At 63.9% G+C, this 22,184-nt stretch carries 23 protein-coding genes; 5 read left to right on the top strand and 18 right to left on the bottom strand.

Going from position 1 to position 22,184, the window contains the following annotated elements; genetic code table 11:
* Positions 1 to 15 precede the first annotated feature (15 nt).
* The 10 genes from hutH to ftsY form a co-directional block, all read right to left on the bottom strand.
* Positions 16 to 1,548 carry a histidine ammonia-lyase gene (hutH, locus tag I6L39_RS05005; protein ID WP_216991216.1) on the bottom strand — a complete coding sequence of 511 codons (1,533 nt, stop codon included), beginning with the start codon at positions 1,546 to 1,548 and terminating at the stop codon, positions 16 to 18.
* Between the two features lies 1 nt (position 1,549).
* On the bottom strand, positions 1,550 to 3,253 hold the full coding sequence (gene hutU, locus I6L39_RS05010; RefSeq protein WP_216991217.1) for a urocanate hydratase: 1,704 nt from the start codon (positions 3,251 to 3,253) through the stop codon (positions 1,550 to 1,552).
* Positions 3,254 to 3,319: 66 nt separating this feature from the next.
* Entirely contained in the window at positions 3,320 to 4,276 is a 957-nt protein-coding gene (hutG, locus tag I6L39_RS05015; RefSeq protein WP_216991218.1) for a formimidoylglutamase, read from the bottom strand.
* The gene (hutI, locus tag I6L39_RS05020; RefSeq protein WP_216991219.1) at positions 4,269 to 5,504 is read right to left on the bottom strand and encodes an imidazolonepropionase; all 1,236 of its coding nucleotides are present in this window, start codon (positions 5,502 to 5,504) and stop codon (positions 4,269 to 4,271) included. The genes hutG and hutI overlap by 8 nt, the downstream gene beginning before the upstream one ends.
* Before the next feature lie 156 nt (positions 5,505 to 5,660).
* Complete coding sequence (gene hutC, locus I6L39_RS05025; RefSeq protein WP_042076163.1) at positions 5,661 to 6,365, bottom strand: histidine utilization repressor; 705 nt, start codon at positions 6,363 to 6,365, stop codon at positions 5,661 to 5,663.
* A gap of 11 nt (positions 6,366 to 6,376) precedes the next feature.
* Positions 6,377 to 7,036, bottom strand: coding sequence for a carbonate dehydratase (can, locus tag I6L39_RS05030; protein WP_042076162.1), 660 nt, complete (start codon positions 7,034 to 7,036; stop codon positions 6,377 to 6,379).
* Positions 7,037 to 7,161: 125 nt separating this feature from the next.
* Positions 7,162 to 8,016, bottom strand: a complete 855-nt coding sequence (rpoH, locus tag I6L39_RS05035; protein ID WP_209793795.1) for an RNA polymerase sigma factor RpoH — start codon at positions 8,014 to 8,016, stop codon at positions 7,162 to 7,164.
* Between the two features lie 453 nt (positions 8,017 to 8,469).
* Positions 8,470 to 9,423: a permease-like cell division protein FtsX gene (gene ftsX / locus I6L39_RS05040; protein WP_209793796.1), complete on the bottom strand. Its 954-nt coding sequence runs from the start codon at positions 9,421 to 9,423 to the stop codon at positions 8,470 to 8,472.
* A gap of 195 nt (positions 9,424 to 9,618) precedes the next feature.
* Positions 9,619 to 10,287 carry a cell division ATP-binding protein FtsE gene (ftsE, locus tag I6L39_RS05045; RefSeq protein ID WP_042076158.1) on the bottom strand — a complete coding sequence of 223 codons (669 nt, stop codon included), beginning with the start codon at positions 10,285 to 10,287 and terminating at the stop codon, positions 9,619 to 9,621.
* Between the two features lie 130 nt (positions 10,288 to 10,417).
* A complete protein-coding gene (ftsY, locus tag I6L39_RS05050; RefSeq protein WP_216991220.1) occupies positions 10,418 to 12,052 on the bottom strand; it encodes a signal recognition particle-docking protein FtsY in 1,635 nt (544 codons plus the stop codon).
* Positions 12,053 to 12,162: 110 nt separating this feature from the next.
* On the opposite strand from ftsY, the gene rsmD reads away from it, so the two are divergent.
* On the top strand, positions 12,163 to 12,792 hold the full coding sequence (gene rsmD, locus I6L39_RS05055) for a 16S rRNA (guanine(966)-N(2))-methyltransferase RsmD (protein ID WP_216991221.1): 630 nt from the start codon (positions 12,163 to 12,165) through the stop codon (positions 12,790 to 12,792).
* Between the two features lie 230 nt (positions 12,793 to 13,022).
* Positions 13,023 to 13,337, top strand: a complete 315-nt coding sequence (locus I6L39_RS05060; RefSeq protein ID WP_042076154.1) for a DUF1145 domain-containing protein — start codon at positions 13,023 to 13,025, stop codon at positions 13,335 to 13,337.
* Between the two features lie 37 nt (positions 13,338 to 13,374).
* Here I6L39_RS05060 and I6L39_RS05065 read toward each other — a convergent pair whose 3' ends face one another.
* Together I6L39_RS05065 and fabR are read right to left on the bottom strand one after the other, a co-directional pair.
* On the bottom strand, positions 13,375 to 13,740 hold the full coding sequence (locus tag I6L39_RS05065) for a YijD family membrane protein (protein ID WP_042076152.1): 366 nt from the start codon (positions 13,738 to 13,740) through the stop codon (positions 13,375 to 13,377).
* Positions 13,741 to 13,759: 19 nt separating this feature from the next.
* Positions 13,760 to 14,380, bottom strand: coding sequence for an HTH-type transcriptional repressor FabR (gene fabR / locus I6L39_RS05070; protein ID WP_216991222.1), 621 nt, complete (start codon positions 14,378 to 14,380; stop codon positions 13,760 to 13,762).
* Positions 14,381 to 14,529: 149 nt separating this feature from the next.
* Between fabR and I6L39_RS05075 the strand changes: the two genes are divergently transcribed.
* The gene (locus I6L39_RS05075; RefSeq protein ID WP_216991223.1) at positions 14,530 to 15,648 is read left to right on the top strand and encodes a fatty acid desaturase; all 1,119 of its coding nucleotides are present in this window, start codon (positions 14,530 to 14,532) and stop codon (positions 15,646 to 15,648) included.
* A gap of 472 nt (positions 15,649 to 16,120) precedes the next feature.
* Here the strand turns inward: I6L39_RS05075 and I6L39_RS05080 are convergent, their stop codons facing one another.
* On the bottom strand, positions 16,121 to 17,374 hold the full coding sequence (locus I6L39_RS05080) for a phospholipase D family protein (protein ID WP_216991224.1): 1,254 nt from the start codon (positions 17,372 to 17,374) through the stop codon (positions 16,121 to 16,123).
* Between the two features lie 75 nt (positions 17,375 to 17,449).
* Here I6L39_RS05080 and I6L39_RS05085 point away from each other — a divergent pair, with 75 nt between their 5' ends.
* Positions 17,450 to 17,611, top strand: a complete 162-nt coding sequence (locus I6L39_RS05085; RefSeq protein WP_164884656.1) for a hypothetical protein — start codon at positions 17,450 to 17,452, stop codon at positions 17,609 to 17,611.
* 4 nt (positions 17,612 to 17,615) lie between these two features.
* On the opposite strand, the gene I6L39_RS05090 is transcribed toward I6L39_RS05085, so the two are convergent.
* The 3 genes from I6L39_RS05090 to tatA form a co-directional block, all read right to left on the bottom strand.
* The gene (locus I6L39_RS05090; protein ID WP_209793802.1) at positions 17,616 to 19,079 is read right to left on the bottom strand and encodes a lytic transglycosylase F; all 1,464 of its coding nucleotides are present in this window, start codon (positions 19,077 to 19,079) and stop codon (positions 17,616 to 17,618) included.
* A 236-nt stretch (positions 19,080 to 19,315) separates the two neighbouring features.
* Positions 19,316 to 19,618, bottom strand: a complete 303-nt coding sequence (locus tag I6L39_RS05095) for a YfcZ/YiiS family protein (RefSeq protein WP_042076144.1) — start codon at positions 19,616 to 19,618, stop codon at positions 19,316 to 19,318.
* A gap of 9 nt (positions 19,619 to 19,627) precedes the next feature.
* Positions 19,628 to 19,789: a twin-arginine translocase TatA/TatE family subunit gene (gene tatA, locus I6L39_RS05100; protein ID WP_042076141.1), complete on the bottom strand. Its 162-nt coding sequence runs from the start codon at positions 19,787 to 19,789 to the stop codon at positions 19,628 to 19,630.
* A 271-nt stretch (positions 19,790 to 20,060) separates the two neighbouring features.
* Here tatA and I6L39_RS05105 point away from each other — a divergent pair, with 271 nt between their 5' ends.
* Entirely contained in the window at positions 20,061 to 21,038 is a 978-nt protein-coding gene (locus I6L39_RS05105) for a LysR family transcriptional regulator (protein ID WP_216991225.1), read from the top strand.
* A gap of 60 nt (positions 21,039 to 21,098) precedes the next feature.
* On the opposite strand, the gene I6L39_RS05110 is transcribed toward I6L39_RS05105, so the two are convergent.
* Both I6L39_RS05110 and I6L39_RS05115 read right to left on the bottom strand, forming a co-directional pair.
* A complete protein-coding gene (locus I6L39_RS05110) occupies positions 21,099 to 21,698 on the bottom strand; it encodes a YhgN family NAAT transporter (protein WP_216991226.1) in 600 nt (199 codons plus the stop codon).
* A gap of 101 nt (positions 21,699 to 21,799) precedes the next feature.
* A complete protein-coding gene (locus I6L39_RS05115; RefSeq protein ID WP_042076135.1) occupies positions 21,800 to 22,045 on the bottom strand; it encodes a YecH family metal-binding protein in 246 nt (81 codons plus the stop codon).
* Positions 22,046 to 22,184 lie beyond the last annotated feature (139 nt).

A 22,184-nucleotide genomic window follows, 5' to 3' on the forward strand; every position in this document is an offset into this window, starting at 1 on the left:
TGCTCAGACTCGGGTTCAGAGGCTGGGCAAGGTCCCGGCCGGGATCAGGTCGTTGTAGCTGGCACGGCCCAGCAGGGCGGCGGCCGCCTCGATGTCCGGCGCGAAGTACCTGTCCTTGTCGTAGAAGCTGACCTCTTCCCGCAGCCGGCCCTTGGCCAGCTCGATAAGCTCGGTGCTGCGCAGGGGAGCTCGGAAGTCGAGCCCCTGGGCCGCCGCCAGCAGCTCCACCGCCAGGATGCCGCGGGTGTTCTCGGCCATGTCTGCCAGACGACGACCGGCGAAGGTGGCCATGGAGACGTGATCCTCCTGGTTCGCGGAGGTGGGCAGGCTGTCCACCGAGGCCGGATGGGCGAGCGTCTTGTTCTCGGAGGCGAGCGCCGCCGAGGTGACCTGGGCGATCATGAAGCCGGAGTTGACGCCGCCGTTGTTGACCAGGAAGGCCGGCAGACCGGACATGCGCGAGTCGATCAGCAGCGCCATGCGCCGCTCGGAGAGCGAGCCTATTTCGGCGATGGCCAGCGCCAGGTTGTCGGCGGCGAAGGCCACGGGTTCGGCGTGGAAGTTGCCGCCGGAGAGGATGTCTTCATCCTCGGCAAACACCAGGGGGTTGTCGGAGACCGCATTGGCCTCGCACACCAGCACCTCGGCCGCCTGGCGGATCTGGGTCAGACAGGCGCCCATCACCTGCGGCTGGCAGCGCAGGGAGTAGGGATCCTGCACCTTCTCGCAGTTGTGGTGGGACATGCCGATCTCGCTGCCATCCACCAGCAGGTGGCGGTAGCAGGCGGCCGCATCGATCTGGCCACGCTGACCACGCACCGCGTGGATGCGGGCGTCGAAGGGTCGGCGGCTGCCAAGCGCCGCCTCCACGCTCATGGCACCTATGGTGATGGCGCCGGCGTAGAGATCCTCGGCGTGGAACAGCCCTTCCAGCGCAAACGCCGTGCTCGCCTGGGTGCCGTTGAGCAGGGCCAGCCCCTCTTTCGGCGCCAGGGCGATGGGCGCCAGGCCTGCAATCTTGAGGGCAGTGGCGGCGTCGATCAGCTCGCCCTTGTGACGGGCCTTGCCTTCACCTATCAGCAGGCAGCTCATATGGGCCAGGGGCGCCAGATCGCCGGAGGCACCGACGGACCCCTTCTTCGGCACCACAGGATAGACTTCGGCATTGATGAGCCGCATCAGGGCCTCCAGCACTGTCAGCCGGATGCCGGAGAAGCCGCGGGCCAGCGAGTTGAGCTTGAGCACCATCATCAGCCGTACGGTGGCGTCATCCATGTACTCGCCAATCCCTGCCGCGTGGGAGAGCACGATGGAGCGCTGCAGCTCGTCCAGCTGCTCCACCGGGATCCGGGTGTTGGCCAGCAGGCCAAAGCCGGTGTTGATGCCGTACACCACGCGGTTCTGTTCGATCACCTTGGAGACCACGGCAGCGGAGGCGTGGATCCCCGCCAGGGCGGACGAGTCCAGGCTGACGTGTACCGGCTCGCGGCTGACGCGGCGCAGGGTGGCGAGGGTCAGCTCGCCCGGCAACAGATTGAGTTCAAACATCTTATTTCGCTCCCTTGCCAGCTGTGTCCAGCATCGGCAGATCCAGTTTCGCATCAACGGCACAGTTGATGGCAATTTCATAACCGGCATCGGCGTGACGCATCACCCCGGTGCCCGGGTCGTTGCGCAGCACGCGACCGACCCGTTTGGCGGCATCGTCGGTGCCGTCACAGACGATCACCACGCCGGAGTGCTGTGAGAAGCCCATGCCGACCCCGCCACCGTGGTGCAGGGAGACCCAGGTCGCGCCGCCGGCGGTGTTGAGCAGGGCGTTGAGCAGCGGCCAGTCGGAGACGGCATCCGAGCCATCCATCATGGATTCGGTTTCGCGGTTCGGGCTCGCCACCGAGCCGGAGTCCAGGTGGTCGCGACCGATGACGACCGGGGCTTTCAGCTCGCCGTTCTTCACCATCTCGTTGAAGGCCAGGCCGAGGCGCACCCGATCCTTGACCCCGACCCAGCAGATCCGCGCCGGCAGGCCCTGGAAGGCGATGCGCTCGCGGGCCATGTCGAGCCAGTTGTGCAGGTGGGGATCGTCCGGGATCAGCTCTTTCACCTTCTGGTCGGTCTTGTAGATGTCTTCCGGATCGCCGGAGAGCGCCACCCAGCGGAACGGGCCGATCCCCTCGCAGAATAGCGGGCGGATGTAGGCCGGCACGAAGCCGGGGAAGTCGAAGGCGTTTTTCACCCCCTCTTCCAGCGCCATCTGGCGGATGTTGTTGCCGTAGTCCAGGGTGGCGGCGCCGCGGGCCTGCAGGGTCAGCATGGCTTCGACCTGGCGGGCCATGGAGCGGCGAGCCGCCACGTTGACCTCTTGCGGCGCGCTCTTTTGCAGCTCGCGCCACTGGGCCAGGCTCCAGCCCTGGGGCAGGTAGCCGTGCACCGGGTCATGGGCGGAAGTCTGGTCGGTCACCACGTCCGGCGTGATGCCGCGGGCCACCAGCTCGGCGAAGACGTCGGCGGCGTTGCCGAGCAGGCCGACGGAGACGGCGGTGCCGCTCTGCCTGGCCTCTTCGACCATGGCCAGCGCCTCATCCAGGCTGTGGGCCTTCTTGTCGACGTAGCGGGTCTTGAGACGGAAGTCGATGCGGGTCTCGTCGCACTCCACCGCGATCATGGAGAAGCCGGCCATGGTGGCGGCCAGCGGCTGGGCACCGCCCATGCCACCCAGGCCCCCGGTCAGGATCCAGCGGCCCGCAGGCTTGCCGTCGAAATGCTGGTTCGCCACCGCGAAGAAGGTCTCGTAGGTGCCCTGCACTATCCCCTGGGTACCTATGTAGATCCAGGAGCCGGCGGTCATCTGGCCGTACATCATCAAGCCCTTCTTGTCGAGCTCATTGAAGTGTTCCCAGTTGGCCCAGTGCGGCACCAGGTTGGAGTTGGCGATCAGCACCCGGGGGGCGTCCTTGTGGGTCTGGAATACGCCGACCGGCTTGCCGGATTGCACCAGCAGGGTCTGGTCGTCCTCGAGCCGGGTCAGCACCTCGACGATCTTGTCGTAGCAGGCCCAGTTGCGGGCGGCGCGGCCGATGCCGCCATAGACCACCAGGGACTGGGGATGCTCGGCCACTTCCGGATCCAGGTTGTTCATCAGCATCCGCAGGGGCGCCTCGGTGAGCCAGCTCTTGGCAGTCAGCTCGGTACCGTGGGGAGCACGGATGATCCGGCTCGGATCGTGGCGGGGATCCTGGTGTTGCACAGACATAGACACTCCTTGTTTATCAATGCAGCCGCCATGCGGGGGCACAGTGCCCCCTGGCGAGTCGGCCGACTACTTGGTTAGTTGATGGACCAGCCGGGCGGCCACGCGGGCGCTGCGGTTGTCCAGATCCAGACTCGGGTTGTACTCGGCCAGATCGGCGAGCCTGAGCTTGCCGCTGGCCCGGATATGGGCGATCAAGGGTTCGATGACCGCCAGCTCCACGCCGCGGGCGGCGGGGGCGCTCACCCCTGGCATCACGGCGGCGGGCAGCACGTCCAGATCTATGGTCAGATAGAGGTGGTCGCAACGGGCGATAAAGGCATCCAGCCCGCTGAGCAAGGCTGGCAGCTCGGTCTGGGTCATGGCCTCGTCCAGCACGTGCCAGACCCCCAGCGCTTCGGCGCGGGCAAAGAGCGCTGCGGTGTTGGCGGTCTCGGCCACCCCGAGGCAGGCATAGGTAAAGGACGTGCCCTGGGCGGCGCACTGCTCGGCAATCTGGAAGAAGGGGGTACCCGAGCTCGCCTGCTCCTGCTTCATGCGCAGGTCGAAGTGGGCGTCGAAGTTGATGATGCCCACCCGGCCACGACCAGCCAGATGACGGTTGAGGCCGCTCCAGCTGCCGAACGCCACCTCGTGGCCGCCTCCCAGTACCAGGGGGAAGTGTCCCTGATCCAGCGCACTCGCGACCCGCTCGGCCAGCCGGTCGTGGGCGGCATCGAGATCCCCGTCGTCGCAGTGCACGTCACCGCCGTCATGGACGGGTCGGCCCAGGTGCCAGGCGGTGTTGGCCAGCAGTTTGCGGATGGCCTGGGGTGCACCGGCGGCGCCCACCCGGCCCTTGTTTCGGCGAACCCCCTCGTCACAGGCGAAGCCGAGCAGCACCACACCGGGCTCGCTGTCGGCTTGCCAGGACTTCGCCTCTTGCCAAGGCAGAACCTTGTCGTGCCAGCGCAGGGCCAGATCACCATCTTCCGGATCCTGGCGCCCCTGCCAGACCGACATGTCGACCGGGTTGAACTTATCCATGGTGCGTCTCCTCACCGTTGAATACCCGGCTGACCAGCTGATCGACGCCGACCAGGTAGCTGATTTCGGAGGGGTGCGCGCAGCTCCAGATAAGGAAATCCGCCTGCATGCCCACTCTCAACTGCCCCAGATGTTCCTGCTCGCCGAGCGCTTTGGCGGCATGGCGGGTCACCCCGGTCATGGCCTCCACCGGGGTCAGGCCGAACAGGGTGCAGGCCATGTTCATGGCCATGCGCAGGGAGACGATGGGGGCCGTACCCGGGTTGATGTCGGAGGAGACCGCCATGGGCACCCCGGCGCGGCGCAGGGCCTCGACAGGTGGCAGCCTGGTCTCCTTCAGGAAATAGAAGGCGGTGGGCAGCAGGGTGGCGACCACGCCGCGGTGGGCCAGCGCCTGTATTCCCTCCTGATCCAGATACTCCAGGTGATCCACCGAGAGGGCGCCGAAATTGGCGGCGAGCGTGCTGCCCCCCAGATTGGAGAGCTGATCCATGTGCCCCTTCACCGCGAGGTTGTACTGATCCGCCGCCAGATAGACCTGCTCGGTCTGGGCGAGGGAAAAGCCGATGTGTTCGCAGAAGACGTCCACCGCATCCGCCAGACCCGCCTCGGCGGCGGCCGGGATGATCTCCTGGCAGATGGTCTCGACCCAGGAATCGGGATCGTCCCGGTACTCCGGCGGCACCGCATGGGCCGCCAGCAGGGTGGTCTTGACCCGGATCGGCAGCGCCTCCCCCAGCCGGCGGGCGACTCGCAGCATCTTGAGCTCGTCCGCCAGGGTGAGGCCATAGCCGGACTTGATCTCCACCGTGGTGACCCCTTCCCGGATCAGGGACCTGATCCTCGGCAGCGCCAGCTCATAGAGCTGATCCTCGCTGGCCGCGCGGGTGGCGCGCACGGTGGAGAGGATGCCGCCCCCCCTGCGGGCGATCTCCGCATAGGGCACCCCTTTCTGGCGCAGCTCGAACTCCTCGGCCCGGCTGCCGGCGAAGACGAGGTGGGTGTGGCAATCGATGAGGCCTGGGGTCACCAGCCTGCCCTTCATGTCGCGCCAGTGGGCGGGATGGGGCCCCTTGAGATCCTGCATGGGGACCAGGGCGTGGATCCTGCCGTCGTGAACGCCGAGGGCGTGAGGCTCCAGCAGGCCGTAGTCCGCCAGATCGGGGCGCAGGGTGGCGGGCGTCACGTTGAGCCAGACCCGCTCGCAGTTCAACAGTTCCTTGTTCATACCGACCTCTAAATGTATATACAATATTTTATAGCCGATCTCTGGAGAGAAAGAAAGGATCCAGTTCACATCTTGATAACAGCGGCTTTATTAGAGTTTAGGCACAAAAAAGCCCACCAGAAGGTGGGCTTTCAAATACCTAGTATGTATATACAATCAGGCCAATCGGGTCTTGGAGCTCAACTTGTAGCGGGAGCCCGGCGAGAGCAGGCGGGCATAGGAGACCAGGTAGCCGTCCGACCAGGTGCGCCGGTGCAGCAGCAGGCAGGGGGTATCGACCCGCACCTGCAGCAACCCGGCCTCGCCGGCACTCGGCAGCACCGCCTCCACCACGTGCTCCATCTCGGAGAGGGGGCAGACCTCCATCAGATAGCTGTTTGGCGTCTGCCTCGTGAAATCCTGCTCGCCGTATTCCGGCAGGCGCTCGGCATCGACGAAGCGCTCCTCCAGCTGCAGCGGCTCCCCGTCGGCCTGGTGGACGATGAGGCTGTGAAAGGTGGGTGCCCCCACCCGCAAGCCGAGGCGCACCGCCACCTTCTCGTCGGCGGCCTGGCGTTGCAGGCGGATCACCCGGGCACTGTACTGGCTGCCCCGCTCGGCGATCTCGTCGGCTATGTTGCGAATCGCCAGGAGCGGCGACTCGGTACGCCTGTCCGCAACGAAGCTGCCGGCGCCGGCGCTGCGCACCAGCCAGCCCTCGGCCACCAGCTCACGCAGCGCCTTGTTCACCGTCATCCGGCTCACGGCGAACTGCGCGCACAGGGCGGCCTCGGTCGGGATCCTGTCCCCCGCCTGGTAGTGGCGTTCGCGGATCCCGTCCAGGATGTGCTGCTTGATCTGAAGGTAGAGGGCGGGGGCCACCAGGCGGCGCCTCAGCGACGGCGGTGGGGCGGACGCATGTCCGGCCAGGCGCGATAGACGTCCGGGATCTGGTCCGGGCCGCTGATGCAGAGATCGAGATCGTGCAGCAGACCGTCCTTGATGCCGTAGATCCAGCCGTGCACCGCCAGCTCCTGACCCTTGCGCCAGGCATTCTGGATGATGGTGGTGTGGCAGACGTTCGCCACCTGCTCGGCCACGTTCAGCTCGCACAGGTAATCGAAGCGCTCGTGCTCATCCTCGATGGCCTCGAGCTCTTCGCCGTACTTGAAGTAGACGTCCTTGATGTTGCGCAGCCAGTTGTCGATGAGGCCCAGCTCCTGGTTCTGCATCGCCGCCTTGACGCCGCCGCAGCCATAGTGGCCGCAGACGATGATGTGTTTCACCTTGAGCACCTCCACCGCATATTGCAGCACGGAGAGGCAGTTGAAATCGGTGTGTACCACCAGGTTGGCGACGTTGCGGTGGACGAAGACATCCCCCGGCAGCAGTCCCATCAGCTGGTTGGCGGGTACCCGGCTGTCGGAGCAGCCGATCCAGAGGTACTCCGGGGCCTGCTGGGCGGACAGGGTAGCGAAGAAATTGGGATCCTCGGCCTTGATCCGCTCCGCCCACTCGCGGTTATTGGTAAACAGGTCGTTCAACAGTTTCACTTCTGCTCTCCCTAACTGTGGCAGTGGCGGCAACATAACATACACAAGGGTAACCAAGGCAAGGCCGACCAGATCCCCGTGAAACAAAAACAGGGCCATCAGGCCCTGTCTCGTGTTGGAGGCCCTCAGGCATCCATGGCGTCTTTCAGCTTCTTGAGGGCGTTTTTCTCAAGCTGACGCACGCGCTCGGCGGAAACGCCATAGTTGTCGGCCAGCTCCTGCAAGGTGGTCTTGCTCTCCTCATCCAGCCAGCGGGCACGGATGATGTGCTGGCTGCGCTCATCCAGGGTGGCGAGCGCCGCGCTCAGACGACGGGTGGCGTGGTTGTCCCAGTTGTCGTTCTCTATGGTGGCGGCCAGATCGGAAGACTTGTCTTCCAGGTAGTGCACCGGGGCGAAGCCGCCCTCGTCCTCGTCGTCACCCACCAGATCGAAGGCCTGGTCGTAGTTGCTCATGCGCGCTTCCATCTCGGTGACGTCGGCGGCGGAGACCCCGAGGTCGGCGGCCACGGCCTGTACCTCTTCGTGGTTCAGCCAGCCCAGGCGCTTCTTGGACTTGCGCAGGTTGAAGAACAGCTTGCGCTGGGCCTTGGTGGTCGCCACCTTGACCATGCGCCAGTTGCGCAACACATATTCATGGATCTCGGCCTTGATCCAGTGCACGGCGAAGGAGACCAGACGCACGCCCACGCTGGGGTCGAAGCGCTTGACGGCTTTCATCAGGCCGATGTTGCCTTCCTGCACCAGATCGGCCTGAGGCAGGCCATAGCCGGAGTAGCTCTTGGCCACGTGAACGACAAAGCGCAGGTGCGACATGACCAGCTGACGGGCAGCCTCGAGATCGCCATCCTGCTGCAAACGCATCGCCAGTTCGCGCTCTTCCTCTGCACTCAGCACAGGGATCGAGTTGACTGCCTGGATATAGCCTTCCAGACTACCTTGCGGAATCAGAGCCATAGTGCGCTGCAATGAAGTTCCCATGTTCTACCTCTTACTTTTCAATCGAATCAGTCTAACACCCTGAGAAGGCGTGTCTACCGACCAGGTATCATTCTGCGGGCTGAATCAAACATAACCCCAGCATGAACCCGGCCTATCTTAGGCTGACGGCATGAATCATAAATGAACGGTCAAAAAAAAGGGGTCACAGTGAAGGACCCCTGAAAAGTAGCATGCTAAGTCCATTGTTGCGGAGCTCGCAACCTTCACATGCTTGCCAAGTCAGACGAGCAAGGCATAGGGGCCATACCCGTATTCATTCTGTTGCAGTAAATAGACCGTTGATAAATCAAAAGGTTCAGAGGATCCACATAATGATCCTCTGCACGGATACCATTCAGATTACTCTGAGAAAGTGGCCCGTGCCAGAAACGGGCCACTCTTTTACTTGATCCAGTTCGCAAAATCCAGTGGTTTGCGTTGCTGGTAAATCAATCAGGAAGGTTCGATGTCGCGAATGTGGCGATGGACCGAAAACCAGGAGGCGATCAGCCCCAGCAAGGCCCCCAGCAGTATGAGGTTGAAGCCGTCGAACGCCCCCATCCCCACCAGCCGGAAGTTGCTGTTGTAGAGCCCCGCCAGCTCCTTCACCACCCCCTCGCTCCAGATCACCATCACCTCGGTCAGCCACCAGGCCAGCATGCCGCCGATGACACCGAACCAGATGCCGGTATAGAGGAAGGGACGATGGATGAAGGCATCGGTCGCCCCCACCAGCTTGAGCACTTCGATCTCGGAGCGCTGGTTGAGGATATTGAGGCGAAGGGTGTTGCCGACGATCAGCAGCACCGCGGAGAGCAGCAGCACGGCAATGCCGGTGATGGTATGACGCAGCAGGTTCATGATCCCCTGCAGCCGGGTCAGCCACTGCAGATCCAGCTTGCCCTGCTCGATGCCGGGTTCGTTCTCCAGCTTGGCGAGCAGCTCCGCGGCCCCTTCCGGATTCTGCCAGCGCGGATCCGGGATCACGCTCAGCACCGGCGGCAGCGGGTTGCTGTCGAGATAATCCAGGGCATCGCCGAAACCGGAGATCTCGCGGAACTCCCTGAGCGCCTCGTCCCGGTTCATGTAGGTAACGGACTCCACCTCGGGGTAGAGCAGGATCCGCTGCTGCATGTCGAGGATGCTCTGCTCCGGCAGATCCTTGCGCAGATAGAGGGAGATCTGGGAACTGGTCTGCCAGCTCCCCTCCACCACCTCGGCGTTTTTCAGCAGCACGTGGAAACAGGAAGGCAGCGCCAGGCTCACGCCGAGCACCGCCAGGGTCATCAGGGAGGCGAGCGGATTGCGCCACAGCTCCCCCAGGCTGGCAAAGGCCTGACGCACGTGATCCACGCCATACATCATCAGACGGCGCAACGGCGGCTGTTTATGACGAACGATAGCCATCAGCACTCTCCCCCGTGTCGAATATCCGCGACCTGATCCATCCACATGACCATCATCAGACGACGCAACGGCGGCTGTTTATGACGAACGATAGCCATCAGCACTCTCCCCCGTGTCGAATATCCGCGACCTGCTCCATCCACATGACCATCATCAGACGGCACAGCGGCAGCTGTTTATGACGAACAATAGCCATCAGAGTTCCTCCCCGGACGAATACATGCGCCCCGCCTTGAGGGTCAGGGTGCGATAGCGCATGCGGGCGATCAGCCCCAGATCATGGGTGGCAATCAGCACCGAGACCCCGAAGCGGTTGAACTCCTCGAACAGGCGCATGATGTCCATGGAGAGCTGGGGATCCAGGTTGCCGGTCGGCTCGTCCGCCAGCAGCAGGGGAGGCTTGTTGACGATGGCACGGGCGATGCCGACCCGCTGCTGCTCACCGCCGGAGAGCATGCGCGGCTGGTAGCGCTCCTTGCCGAGCAGGCCCACCTTGTCCAGCGCCGCCGCCACCCGCTTGTTGATGTCGGCGTGGCTGTAGCCATCGATCACCAGGGGCAGGGCCACGTTGTCGAACACGGTGCGGTCCATCAGCAGCCGGTGATCCTGGAAGATCATGCCGATCTGGCGGCGCACATAGGGGATCTGGCTGCGCTGGATATGGCTGACGTCATCGCCGTGGAAGAAGACGCGGCCATCGGTCGGTCGCTCCATCACGCTGATGAGTTTCAGGAGGGTGCTCTTGCCCGCCCCCGAATGGCCGGTCAGGAAGGCCATCTCCCCCTTGCGCAGGTGGAAACTGACCTTCTGCAGCGCCTGATGGCCACCGCTGTATACCTTGCTGACCTTGTCAAAACGAATCATAACGGTTCCCTGACAGTGACAAACCCCGACCGGGATCGAGGTGGATCATACCCTGAGAGTGACAAGCCCCGACCGGAGTCGGGGCTGGGACACTGCTCATCGCGGCTGAGCTGGCGCAGCGCGGCCAGGCTCATTCATCGCGACTGAACAACGCCTCGATAAAGTCGTTGGCGACGAAGGGGCGCAGATCGTCGATCCCCTCGCCCACCCCGATGTAGCGGATCGGGATCTGGAACTTGTCCGCCACCGCGAAGATGACGCCGCCCTTGGCGGTGCCGTCCAGCTTGGTGAGGGTGATGCCGGTCAGGCCCACCGCCTCGCTGAACAGCTTGGCCTGGCTCAGGGCGTTCTGGCCAGTGCCCGCGTCCAGGGTCAGCATGATCTCGTGGGGCGCCGTATCGTCCAGCTTCTTCATCACCCGCACCACCTTCTTGAGCTCCTCCATCAGGTTGCTCTTGTTCTGCAGGCGGCCGGCGGTATCGGCGATCAGCACGTCGGCGCCACGGGAGCGGGCGGCCTCGATGGCGTCATAGATGACGGAGGCGGAGTCGGCCCCCGTGTGCTGGGCGATCACCGGAATGTTGTTGCGCTGGCCCCACACCTGCAGCTGCTCGACGGCGGCGGCTCGGAAGGTATCGCCGGCGGCCAGCATCACGCTCTTGCCCTCGGCCTGGAACTGCTTGGCCAGCTTGCCGATGGTGGTGGTCTTGCCGACGCCGTTCACACCCACCATCAGGATCACATAGGGCTTCTTGCTGGTGTCGATCACCAGGGGCTGCTCGACCTTGGCCAGCATCTCGCCCATGTCCTGCTTGAGCAGGCCGTAGAGCGCCTCGGCATCCTTGAGCTGCTTGCGATCCGCGTGCTGCACCAGGCCTTCGATGATGCGGCTGGTGGTGTCCACGCCGAGATCGGCGGTCAGCAGCTGGGTCTCCAGTTCCTCGAACAGATCGTCGTCTATCTTCTTGCCGCGGAACAGACCGAAGAAACCGGAGCCGATATTCTCCCTGGTGCGCACCAGGCTGCGTTTGAGGCGAGCGAAGAAGCCCTCCCGCTGCGGTTTGTCCTGGGTGTCGTCGTCCACCTTGGCGGCCAGCGGCAGAGCCGCCAGCGCGGCGGCCTGTGCCTCCATCTCGGCCACCAGGCGCAGATCTTCCGCTCTCTGGGCCTCTTTGGCGATACGGGCCTCCTCGGCAGCCTGGGCTTCGGCGGCAATGAGGGCCTCTTCCGCGGCGCGAGCTTCGGCGGCAAGACGGGCTTCTTCCGCGACCTGAGCTTCGGCGGCGATACGCGCCTCTTCGGCAGCCTGAGCCTCGGCGGCAAGACGAGCGTCTTCCGCGGCCTGAACTTCGGCGGCGATACGAGCTTCTTCGGCAGCCTGAGCCTCGGCGGCAAGGCGGGCCTCTTCCGCGGCCTGAACTTCGGCGGCGATACGCGCTTCTTCGGCGGCCTGAGCCTCGGCGGCAAGGCGCGCTTCTTCCCCAGCCTGGGGATCGGCAGCGATCAGGGCCTCATTGACGATGACGGGCTCGAGTTCGCCCTCCGGCTCTTCCGCCACCAGGGGGCCTTCCTCTGGACCCGTCAGGGCTGCCTCGTGCGGCACAGCAGGAGCCTCGGTCAGGGGAGCATCAACTACGGAAGCGGGGGCAACGGTGACCTCGGACTCGGCGACAGCCGGGGTGGCGTCGGGCGCCTGCGATGGGACGGCCTCAGCCTCTTCTTTCTTGCGGCCGAAACCCAGCCAGGAAAACAAACCTTTTGCCATCTAAAAATACTCACATCAAAGGCTGACTGCTAAGATAGCCGTCCCTCGGCGGGTCGGCATAAAAATGAACCGCCTTATACTATCACTTTATTTTCTGACGACGAAACGCGATGCCCAGAGTGAAATCCAGCCGTAACGGCCCGAGCAAGAGCCCGGCCCCCCAGGGGCGCGCGGGCGTGGTACGAATCATCAGCGGCCAGTGGAAGGGGCGCAAACTGCCGGTCAGGGATGTGGAAGGACTCAGACCCACCACGGATCGCGTCAAGGAGACCATCTTCAACTGGCTGGCACCCCATGTGCGCGGCGCCCGCTGCCTCGATCTCTTTGCCGGCAGCGGCGGGCTGGGGTTGGAGGCCTTGTCGCGTTACGCCGACCAGGTGACCCTGATCGAGATGGACAGGGGCGCCGCCGACCAGCTCAGAAAGAACCTGACCGTGCTCGGCAGCACTCAGGGCCAGGTGATCCAGGCCGATGCGGTGAGCTGGCTGCAAGGCCAGGCCACCCCCTTCGATCTGGTGTTCCTGGATCCGCCGTTTCGCCGCGAACTGCTGCCTCAGGTGTGCGAGCTGCTGGAACAGCGCGGCTGGCTCGCGCCGGACGCCCTCATCTATCTTGAGCGGGAAAAGGAGATGGCCGATCTGGCCCTGCCCGCCAGCTGGCAATTACTCAAGGACAAGCAGGCGGGTCAGGTCTGCTACCAGCTCTATCTTCGGGACACCAGAAATGACGCTGCAGTTTAAAGGGGGGGATGGGCGCTGTGCCCCTCCCCGTCAATGTGGGCAATTGCTCAAGGACAAGCAAGTCGATCAGATCAGGTCTGCTACCAGCTCTATCTGCGGGACACCAGGAATGACGCTGCAGTTTAAAGGGGGGGATGGGCGCTGTGCCCCTCCCCGTCAATGTGGGCAACGACTCAAGGAAAGGCAGGCCGGCCAGGTCTGCCATCAACTCTATGTACGGGAGGTAGGCGATGAAGCGGGCGTTTAATCTGTTGGCAATGGGGGTGCTGCTGTTCTTCTGGTTCGGCGTGGTGCTCGCCCTGCTGGGCACCCTGCCGGGCAAACTGAACGGCTTTCTGCCGGTGTGCGGCGTCATAGTGATACTGATGCACTGGGTGCAGGCGAGCATGATCAAGGCCGCCTGCAAGCCCTATTTCGCGGTCACCCGCCTCGAATTCACCCAGGTGCTGATCTTCGGGGTGTTCGGCATGATGGAGATCCGCGCCAAGCTGCAGGCCATCATAGACGCCAGGCAGAAGGGAGAGACCCCGCCCCGGGCCGACTGAGGTCGACCCGCCCTGCCAGACCGGAAGGAGTGACTCGTCACTCCTTCTGCGTTTTTCCGAGGCTGATGCCCAGCTTGATGGAGAGCGCGGCCAGCAGCAACAGCATGGCGATGAGGGAGAAGAAGTTGCTGCCAAGCTCGGGGTACTGCACCTTGAGCAGGGCCGAGTGCCCGAACACGCCGATGAAGAAGCAGATCAGCATGCAGCTGGGGGTGTTGCCCACCATGGGCTCGTGACGATAGTGCTGGTAGAGCTGGTTGGCCGCCAGCAGCAGGGCGATCAGGGGGAAGAAGGAGAAGGGGACGACCGACTCCAGCAGGGTCGACAGGAAGGCATCCCCGCAGATACCCATCAGCAGGGCCAGCACCAGGGGCTTCTTCGGGATCGGGTTCGGTTCATGCATGAGGCTGTCCATCCTTGCGTTAAGAGAGAGATTCGCGGCGCTTGCGGTTCTGCACCTCGGCGCCCATGGCGATCATCCGCAGCTGGCTGATGGTGCGCTCCGACAGCGCCTTGCACTCTTCGGGGGTCATGTCGAGGGCATCGGCACCGGCACTGAAGACGATGGTCACCATGGCCTCGGCCTGGATGTAGGCCTCTTCCCGCGGCGCCTGCGTGGTGGCCTCCAGATAGTCGGTGAGCTCGGCGATGAAGTGCTGGATCTCCCGGGCCACCGCCTGACGGAAGGCGGCCGAGGTGCCGGAGCGCTCGCGCAGCAGCAGGCGGAAGATGTTCGGGTTGTTCTCGACGAATTCCATGAAGGTCTGCACCGAGGTGCTGATGACGCTGCCTCCTCCGGCGATGCGCTGGCGCGCCTGGCGCATCAGCTGGCGCAGGGTCAGCCCTCCCTCGTCCACCAGGGTCAGCCCCAGCTCTTCCATGTCGCGAAAATGGCGGTAGAAGGAGGTCGGGGCTATGCCCGCCTCCCTGGCCACTTCCCGCAGGCTGAGGTTGGAGAAGCTGCGGTTGGCACAGAGTTGACTGAACGCCGCGTCGATCAGCGTACGCCGGGTCTTTTCTTTTTGTTGCGCGCGAATACCCACGAAAACAGTCACCTTGAGATTAGCGAGGCCAGATGATAACCCGAAGGGCGGGACGGGATCAGGTTTGTCTCCGACTTTTTTACCATTGACCCGCATTCCGGCTCAATGGAGAATAGTGAACAGCTGTTCGCTGAAAGGAACCGAGTGAGATGGAACGCCCCCCGATCATCATGACCAACACCCTGCTGTTTGCCCTCTCCGGGCTGACCGCGCTGATCGCCGTGCCCTGGTACGGCATGACCCATGGCTATGACCTCTGGCAGTGGGGCAGCTTCCTGCTGCTGTTCTGCTACTGCGGCATCTCCATCACCGCCGGCTACCACAGGCTCTGGTCCCACAAGGCCTACAAGGCGCACCCGCTGCTGCAGTGGATCTTCGCCATCGGCGGCGCCCTCGCCCTGCAGAACTCGGCGCTGCACTGGTCGTCGGATCACCGTCGCCACCACCGCCATGTGGATGACAACCAGAAGGATCCCTACAGCGCGGGCCGCGGCTTCTGGTTCTCCCACATCGGCTGGATGCTGCGGGAATACCAGCGCGACACCTACCACGACTACAGCAACGTGCGGGATCTGCAGAACAACCCCGTGGTCGCCTTCCAGCACAGGCACTATCTGGCGCTGACCCTATGCACCAACATCGGCATTCCGTTGCTGCTGGGACTCGTGCACGGGGACCTGCTCGGCATGCTGCTGCTCGCCGGGGTGCTGCGCATGGTGATGACCCATCACACCACCTTCTTCATCAACTCCCTGGCCCACATCTGGGGCAGCCAGCCGTTCACCGATCGCAACAGCGCGCGGGACAACGGCATCCTGGCCTTCTTCACCTTCGGCGAGGGGTACCACAACTTCCACCACCTGTTCGAGAACGACTACCGCAACGGCATCCGCTGGTGGCAGTTCGACCCCACCAAGTGGCTGATCCAGAGCGCCGCCTGGTGCGGGCTGGCCAAAGACCTGAGATCCTGCCCGGAGGAGCGCATCGAGCAGGCCCGGCTGGAGATGCAGCTCAAGCGGGCCCAGGCCAGGCTGCACAAGCAGGATGACAGGGAGCTGTGGCAGGCGCTGCTGCAGGAGGAGTACGACAAGCTGAGCCAGCAGATCCAGCACTACTACGCCAGCCGCAAGCAACTGCTGGAGCAGCGCGGGCGCAAGGCCCTGGCGCGCTACGACAGGCTCAGGCTGCAGCTGGAATATCGCTCGCTGCGGGACGGCTTCCTCGTTGCCAAGCGCAACTGGAGCCGACTCCTGGCCGGCATCGCATGAGACGCTCAAGATCCAGGAGCAAGAAGACCGCCAGCTGGCGGTCTTCTTGCTTTGGCACCCAGGGCGGGAGACAAAAAAATGGGGCGACACTCGCATGTCACCCCCTCGCAAATAGCATGTTCCATATTGGGATCCGGCAATGAAGGGGCGCCGTTGCGCCTCACGGGTTTCCGCTCCCGATCCGCGATGCCTGCCGGAGCAATCCGACCGGCCCAGTTCCCCTGTTGCCTTCGCCCACACGGCAGACCCGCCGCCGTGTTTGTCCTTGCAACCGGAATACTACCCAGTTGAATAAAATAAAAAACCGCTTTATGCGGCTCCCCATGCAGGCAAGGTGCCAGAAAAATCACCAACATCAGGATATAAATCGATTAAAAACAATACGATAAAATCCCCATCCGGTTTTGGATGGCAAACGTTATCCTCGAAGGCGCACAAGGCTTTGCGAGATCTCGCACAAGCCCTGCGCCCCTCACAGCCAGCGGTGCAAAGGTAACCAATCGCTCAATTGCGCCAGCAGGCGCCGCCAGGGTGAGGGCGGTCCCCCCACAGGGTGAACGGCTCGCTGCAGCCATGCCTCGATCAGGTGCTGCAACTCGTCGCACAGCGCCGGGCAGCGAAGGTGCAGCATCAGCTCGGTGTTGAGCATCAGGGAGCGGGGATCCAGATTGAAGCTGCCGAGCAGCGCCTCTTCCTCTCCCATCAGGATCAGCTTGGCATGCAGACTGGTCTCCTCACCCACCAGCTCGAACAGCTCGATCCCCTGGCGTTCGAGCCAGGGGCGGTGACGTCGGTAGGCGCCATAGACCAGGGGGACGTCCGTGCTGGCCAGGGAGTTGGTCAGGATAGCGATGCCGACCCCCGCCCTGCGCTGCTCCCGGAGGCGGCGACGCAGGCCCCGGGTCAGGATCAGGTAAGGGCTCACCAACCTCAGGGCCCCCAGGTTGGCCGCCAGCTTGCGTCCCAGCCGGGGGGCCGTGGTCGGCCGGGAGACCAGCCCCTTGCCGGGCCGGTCGAACCAGCACTCCCCCAGGCCCGGATGCCAGCGCAGGGGCACGGGCTCGTCGTCGAACAGGCTGGCGGGCAGATCGTAGACGGCGGCCATGGCGGGCTCGGTCAGGGTCAGCAGGAAGTCGTTCAGGACGGCGATTTCGGCGGGCAGCAGGGGGCGTCGCAGCAGGCGCCGCACGGGGTGGCTCCAGCGGCTCTGCCAGAACAGCTCGAACCCCTGCTCGGCCTGCTGGCAGAGCGAGCCGCGGCAAAGCAGATCCAGATCGATGAAATGGGGGGCCGCCCCCAGCCCGAAGTAGCGATCGCCGATGTTGCGCCCCCCGATCACCGCCTGGCCCCCGTCCACCAGCAGCAGCTTGTTGTGCATCCGGTGGTTGATGCGGCGAAAGCTGAGCAACCCCTCCAGCAGCAGGGTCAGGGGGCGCCAGCCCCTCAGCCAGAAGGGGTTGAACAGGCGCACCTCTATGCCGGGCTCTGCCGCCACCGCCTCCAGGAAGCGGTTGTCACCGCCATAGAGATCGTCGATGAGCAGCCGGACCCGCACCCCGCGCCTGGCAGCCCGGATCAGCTCGGCCAGCAGCAGCTTGCCGCTGCCGTCCTCCTCCCAGCTGTAGTACTGGGCCAGGATCCGGTGGCGGGCGGCGCGGATCAGCTGGCAGCGGGCCTTGAGGGCAGCGCCGGGATCGTCGAGCAGGGCAAAGTCGGCGGGGATCAAGGGTCATCTCCTTGTCATCTGGTCATGGCATAACCCAGACAACCGCCCCGATGCCGGCGTGTCAAGGAGCCCATGATGGAACTGCATGACCACCCCTCCCTCAGCCAGGGACCACAGGCCAGCCAGCCGGATCCCACCCCCGCCAGGCTGCTGATGCCCTGGTACCAGCAGCACAGGGATCTGGGCTGGGAGTCCCTCCCGCGTCTTCATGAGGATCGCCTCCCCGGCCGGCACTGACCGCTCAGGGCTGCGCCGCCTCTATGGCCTCGGACTTGCCCTCCAGCTGGGGCAGGCTGAAACGGTAGGCCACGTAGTATTTGTAGATGGTGCCGACGTAGTTGATGGGCCCCTGGCCAACCTCGTTGGCCACCAGCTGCTCCACGTTGCCGAACCAGACGTTGGGATCCAGCCCCCGCTCCCTGGCCTTGGCCTGCAGCGCCTGCACCCGGTTCGGGCCCGCATTGTAGGCCGCCAGGGCAAACAGGTGGCGGTTGAGCCTGTCCATCCCGGGATCGTTGAAGTAGGTGTCGAGGATCAGCCGCATGTAGCGGCAGGCCGCCTCCACATTGCCCTCCAGGCTGGTGAGCCGGGTACCGCGGATCCCCACCTCGCCCCCCGTGCTCGGTAGCAGTTGCATGATGCCGACCGCCCCCTTGTGGGATCTGACGTTGGGATCGAGGCCGGACTCCTTGTAGCCGAGCGCCGCCAGCATCAGCCAGTCCAGCTGGTATTTGTCGGCCTGGGCCTCCAGCACCTTGCGGATGGTCGACAACCGCCCCAGGGGATCCGGCGCCAGGATATTGCTCATCCGGTCGCTCTGGGCCAGCAGGCGGCGCAATGTCATGTCGCTGTAGAGGGTGCGCTTGCTCGACTCCGAGATATAGGCGTTCACCGCCTTGAGCAGCTCGGGGCTGTTGTTGCGCAGGGCCCAGGCGCTGCGCCCCTTGTCCCGCAGCGGGATCAGCCTGTGGGCCTTGAGGCCCCCTATCATGTCGAGCCAGATCCGGCCCTTGAAGCTGTCGGTGACCGTCAGCGGTATGATGCCGGCCGCCACCATCTCCAGCAGATCCCCGTCCTGCAGGTATTCGGGCACCGTCTCTATGTAGACGGGAGGCAGCCCCAGCTCGCGAAACAGCCAGTTCAGCTGGTGCAGGCTCTCATGGTAGCTGGAGCTGGCGCGGACCCAGATCCGCCGACCGGAGAGCTGGGTGATGCGGTTGAAGGCGGGCAGCTCCCGCTGGCTCACCACCCACTCCTCGATGGGGGAGATGAGCGGCTGGGAGAAGGTGACCTGCTCGCGTCGGGTCGGCGTCACCGTCAGATTGGCGGCCACCAGATCCCCGCGCCCCTCGGTGAGATAGTCCAGCAGCCGGTCCTGGCGCACCGGGATGTAGATGATCTTGAGCTTGAGCTTCTCCCCAGGGAGGTAGGTCTGGTTCAGCCAGCGCTCGAAGCCCTGCAGCTGGTTCACCAGGATGCCGTACTGGGCCCCCTTGTCGAAGAAGAAGAACCCCCGCTCATAGACCACCAGGGCCCTGAGCTCCTTCTTCTGCAGGATGTGTTCGAGATCCCCCGCCTGAGGTAGGAGCTTGGGTTTGACGTCCACGGCGCGGGAGGGGGCGTCACCAGACCGGGAATGGAGATCCGCCGCCAGCAGAGGGAGCGCGCAGAGGGCCAGCAGGCCCCAGATCCATCGCCTCATCATGATATAGCCACCTCGCTGTGGGTCGGCGCACCCTGTCGGGTCCCCAGCAGAAGGAACCGTCCTGGCGCCTGCGGTTCATGGCAAGAGCCATCGGGCGTCGCGGGACCAGCTGCCGATCGGCGCATGCCGGACGGGAACCGGATCGTCCGTGGAATAACTCACTATACAACGCAAAGGGAGGGAGAAGGCGAGGGGCAAAGCAAGACGGCAGGCAGACCTGCCGTCTCATCAAGGGCTCAGATAGAGCGGGCACGCATCTCGAAGATCAGCTTCTCGGCGGTGCAGGTGAATTGCAGGCGGGCCTTCAGGATCACGCCGTCGGGGCCCTGGCTCAGCTCGCTGCTGCTCCTGGCCTCGGCGGTGACCTGTTGGGCCAGCGCCTCGTAGGCCGCCAGCTTGTCGCGGGCAGCGGCTTCGGTCGCCGCCTCGATCACCAGCTCCATCACGTCGTCACCCTCGCCTATGATGGTGCCGATCTCGGCGAAACAGCCGCAGCTGTCGCAGGTCTCGTTCAATTCCACTTTCTCGTCAACAGACATACTTCACTCCTACTTGTTCGGATGTTCGTCGTCGCGCAAGGCGTTGCGAAAATCCCTGATGGCGGTGCCCAGATCCTCACCGGCGCCGGCCAGGCGTTTGCTGCCAAACACCACGACGACGACCACGAGCAAGATCAGCAGATGCCAGATATGAATGCCACCCAGTCCCATGGGGATACTCCTGACTGATAGATACCCTGAGGTTGTATCAAAAGAAAGCGTATCGATTGTTGGGCGAAATCAAGCCAGGTGCAAGTTTACGAATCAATCATAAAAAAATACGGCGACCAGGGGCCGCCGTATGAGTCGGTGCTACTTGTCCCCTCAACCGCTACATCCTGTACCAGCCGCCACCAGGGCGAGAGACCCGTCGAGCATAGGATCGCCAAGATATGAAAACAAATGGTATAAATTCATCTAAGAATTGAAGAGGATTCATATCATGTTGCTGGAACAGCTTGGCCGCATAGACCTTAATTTGTTGATTATCCTGCAAGTCTTGCTGGAGGAGCGCAACGGCAGCCGGGCCGCTCGCCGCCTGCACCTGAGCCAGTCCGCCGTCAGCAAGGCCCTGGGCCGGCTGCGGGAGACCTTCGACGACCCCCTGTTCGTCCGCTCCGCCTACGGGATGGATCCCACCCCTCGCGCCCTGGATCTGCAGCAACAATTGCAGCCCATACTGCTGTCGCTGGACAACCTGATCCAGCCGCCGGACTTCGATCCCGCCAGCACGGAGCGGGAGTTCGTCATCGCCAGCATGGACAGCGCCTTCACCCTGTTCGCGCCGCTCTACCTGAGCGAGCTCAAGCGCCAAGCGCCGGGGATCCGGCTGCGTTACGAGGAGTGGACCGAACACAGCCTGACCGAGATGAGCCAGGGCCAGGTGGATATCGCCTTCACGGTGCGGGAGAACTGCATCAACTCGGATTTTCGCCTCGACACCCTGCCCAACGCCATCTGCCAGCGGCTGCTCGCCATCGACGATCTCACCTGCCTGGTACAGCGGGATCACCCGGCCCTGCGCGACCCCGAGTGGGATCTCGCCCGCTACCTGGCCTATCCCCACGTGCAGACCTACTGCGAGGGGCGGGATCGCTGGATGCTGGATCACAAGCTGGCGGAGCAGGATCTCTATCGCCGGATCGAGGCGACCGTCCCCTCCTTCGAGGCGGCGCTGCGCATGGGCATGCACTCGGACATGATAGTGACCCTCTCCCGTCTCTATGCCCGCCACGCCACCCAGGTCTACCCCCTGGTGCCGCTGCCGCTGCCCATCGCCCTGGACAGCATCTCCCACCTGCTCATCTGGCATCAGCGTCACGAGGAGGATCCCGGACACCGCTGGCTGCGGGAGACCCTGCTCGCCCTCATCATGGGCAAACTGGAGACGTCAGCCGACGGCGCTGCCGCTGCTGCCTGACGCGCAAAAAAACGGGGCTCCTGGAGCCCCGTTTCACCTTGAGTTCAGCATGCCGCCCCGTCAGTTCTGACCCGTCACCGCCAGATAGTGGTGCACGCCGTCCAGCAGCATCTGCACCGAGATCATCACCAGCAGCATGCCCATCAGCCGCTCCACCGCGGTGAGTCCTCGCTCACCCAGCAGCTTGTTGAACAGCTCGTAGAACATCAGGATCACGGCGCTGGCACCCCAGGCCATCAGCAGCGCCAGAGACCAGTCCACCATGCGGGTCGGCTCCTGGTTCGCCAGCAGCAGCAGGGAGGCCAGGATGGAGGGGCCCGCGATCATGGGGATGGCCATGGGTACCAGGAAGGGCTCCTCCCCCGCCGCCAGCCCGGTCACGCCGCCGGGGGTCGGGAAGATCATCTTGATGGCGATGAGGAACAGTATGATGCCGCCGGCGATGCTGACCGCCTCCTGGCGCAGGTTGAGGAAGCTCAGGATCTGCTGACCGGCGAACAGGAAGCCCATCATGATACCCAAGGAGAATAGCAGCTCGCGGATCATCACCTTGTGCCGCCGTTTGGGATCGACGTGGCGCAGGATCGAGAGGAAGACCGGCAGGTTCCCCAGGGGATCCATGATCAGAAACAGCATGACGGCAGCGGAAAAAGTGTCCATACAACGCCCAGGCAACGCCTTCAACAGAAGAGGGAAAAGAGGGCGAATATAACAAAGGTGGCGGGATTCGGCGAGCACCCGGCAGCGCTCGCCGTCGGGAATCAACCGTGGTTGCAGATCTTGTCGGCGCGGGTCTGGAAGCCCTCGTCGGATTCGATGAACTTGCCGCGCCTGGCCAGGAAGTCGATCAGGGCTTCGGCATCCATCTCGCTGGCGCTGCAGGTGTGGAAACGGGCATCCGCCCCGAAGCGATCATCGATGGCCTGCTTGAGGCTGGCCCGGGTAAACTGGCCGCCCTGCGCCAGCATCATCTCCATCACGTCGTGACCGTGTACCGATTGAGTCATTGCAAACCTCTTAATCATCATGTCAGATGCCCATTAAAGCCAAAAGCCCGGCGCCCGATCTTGATGCAAGCCAACAAAACACCTTTTTTCGTGTCCCCGGGGTGGCCCTGTGCGCCGCTTTGTCGATAATGTGGCAACC

Origin of the sequence: Aeromonas sp. FDAARGOS 1409, assembly GCF_019048705.1 — a bacterium.
In the GTDB taxonomy this organism is placed as follows: Bacteria; Pseudomonadota; Gammaproteobacteria; order Enterobacterales; family Aeromonadaceae; genus Aeromonas; species Aeromonas sanarellii.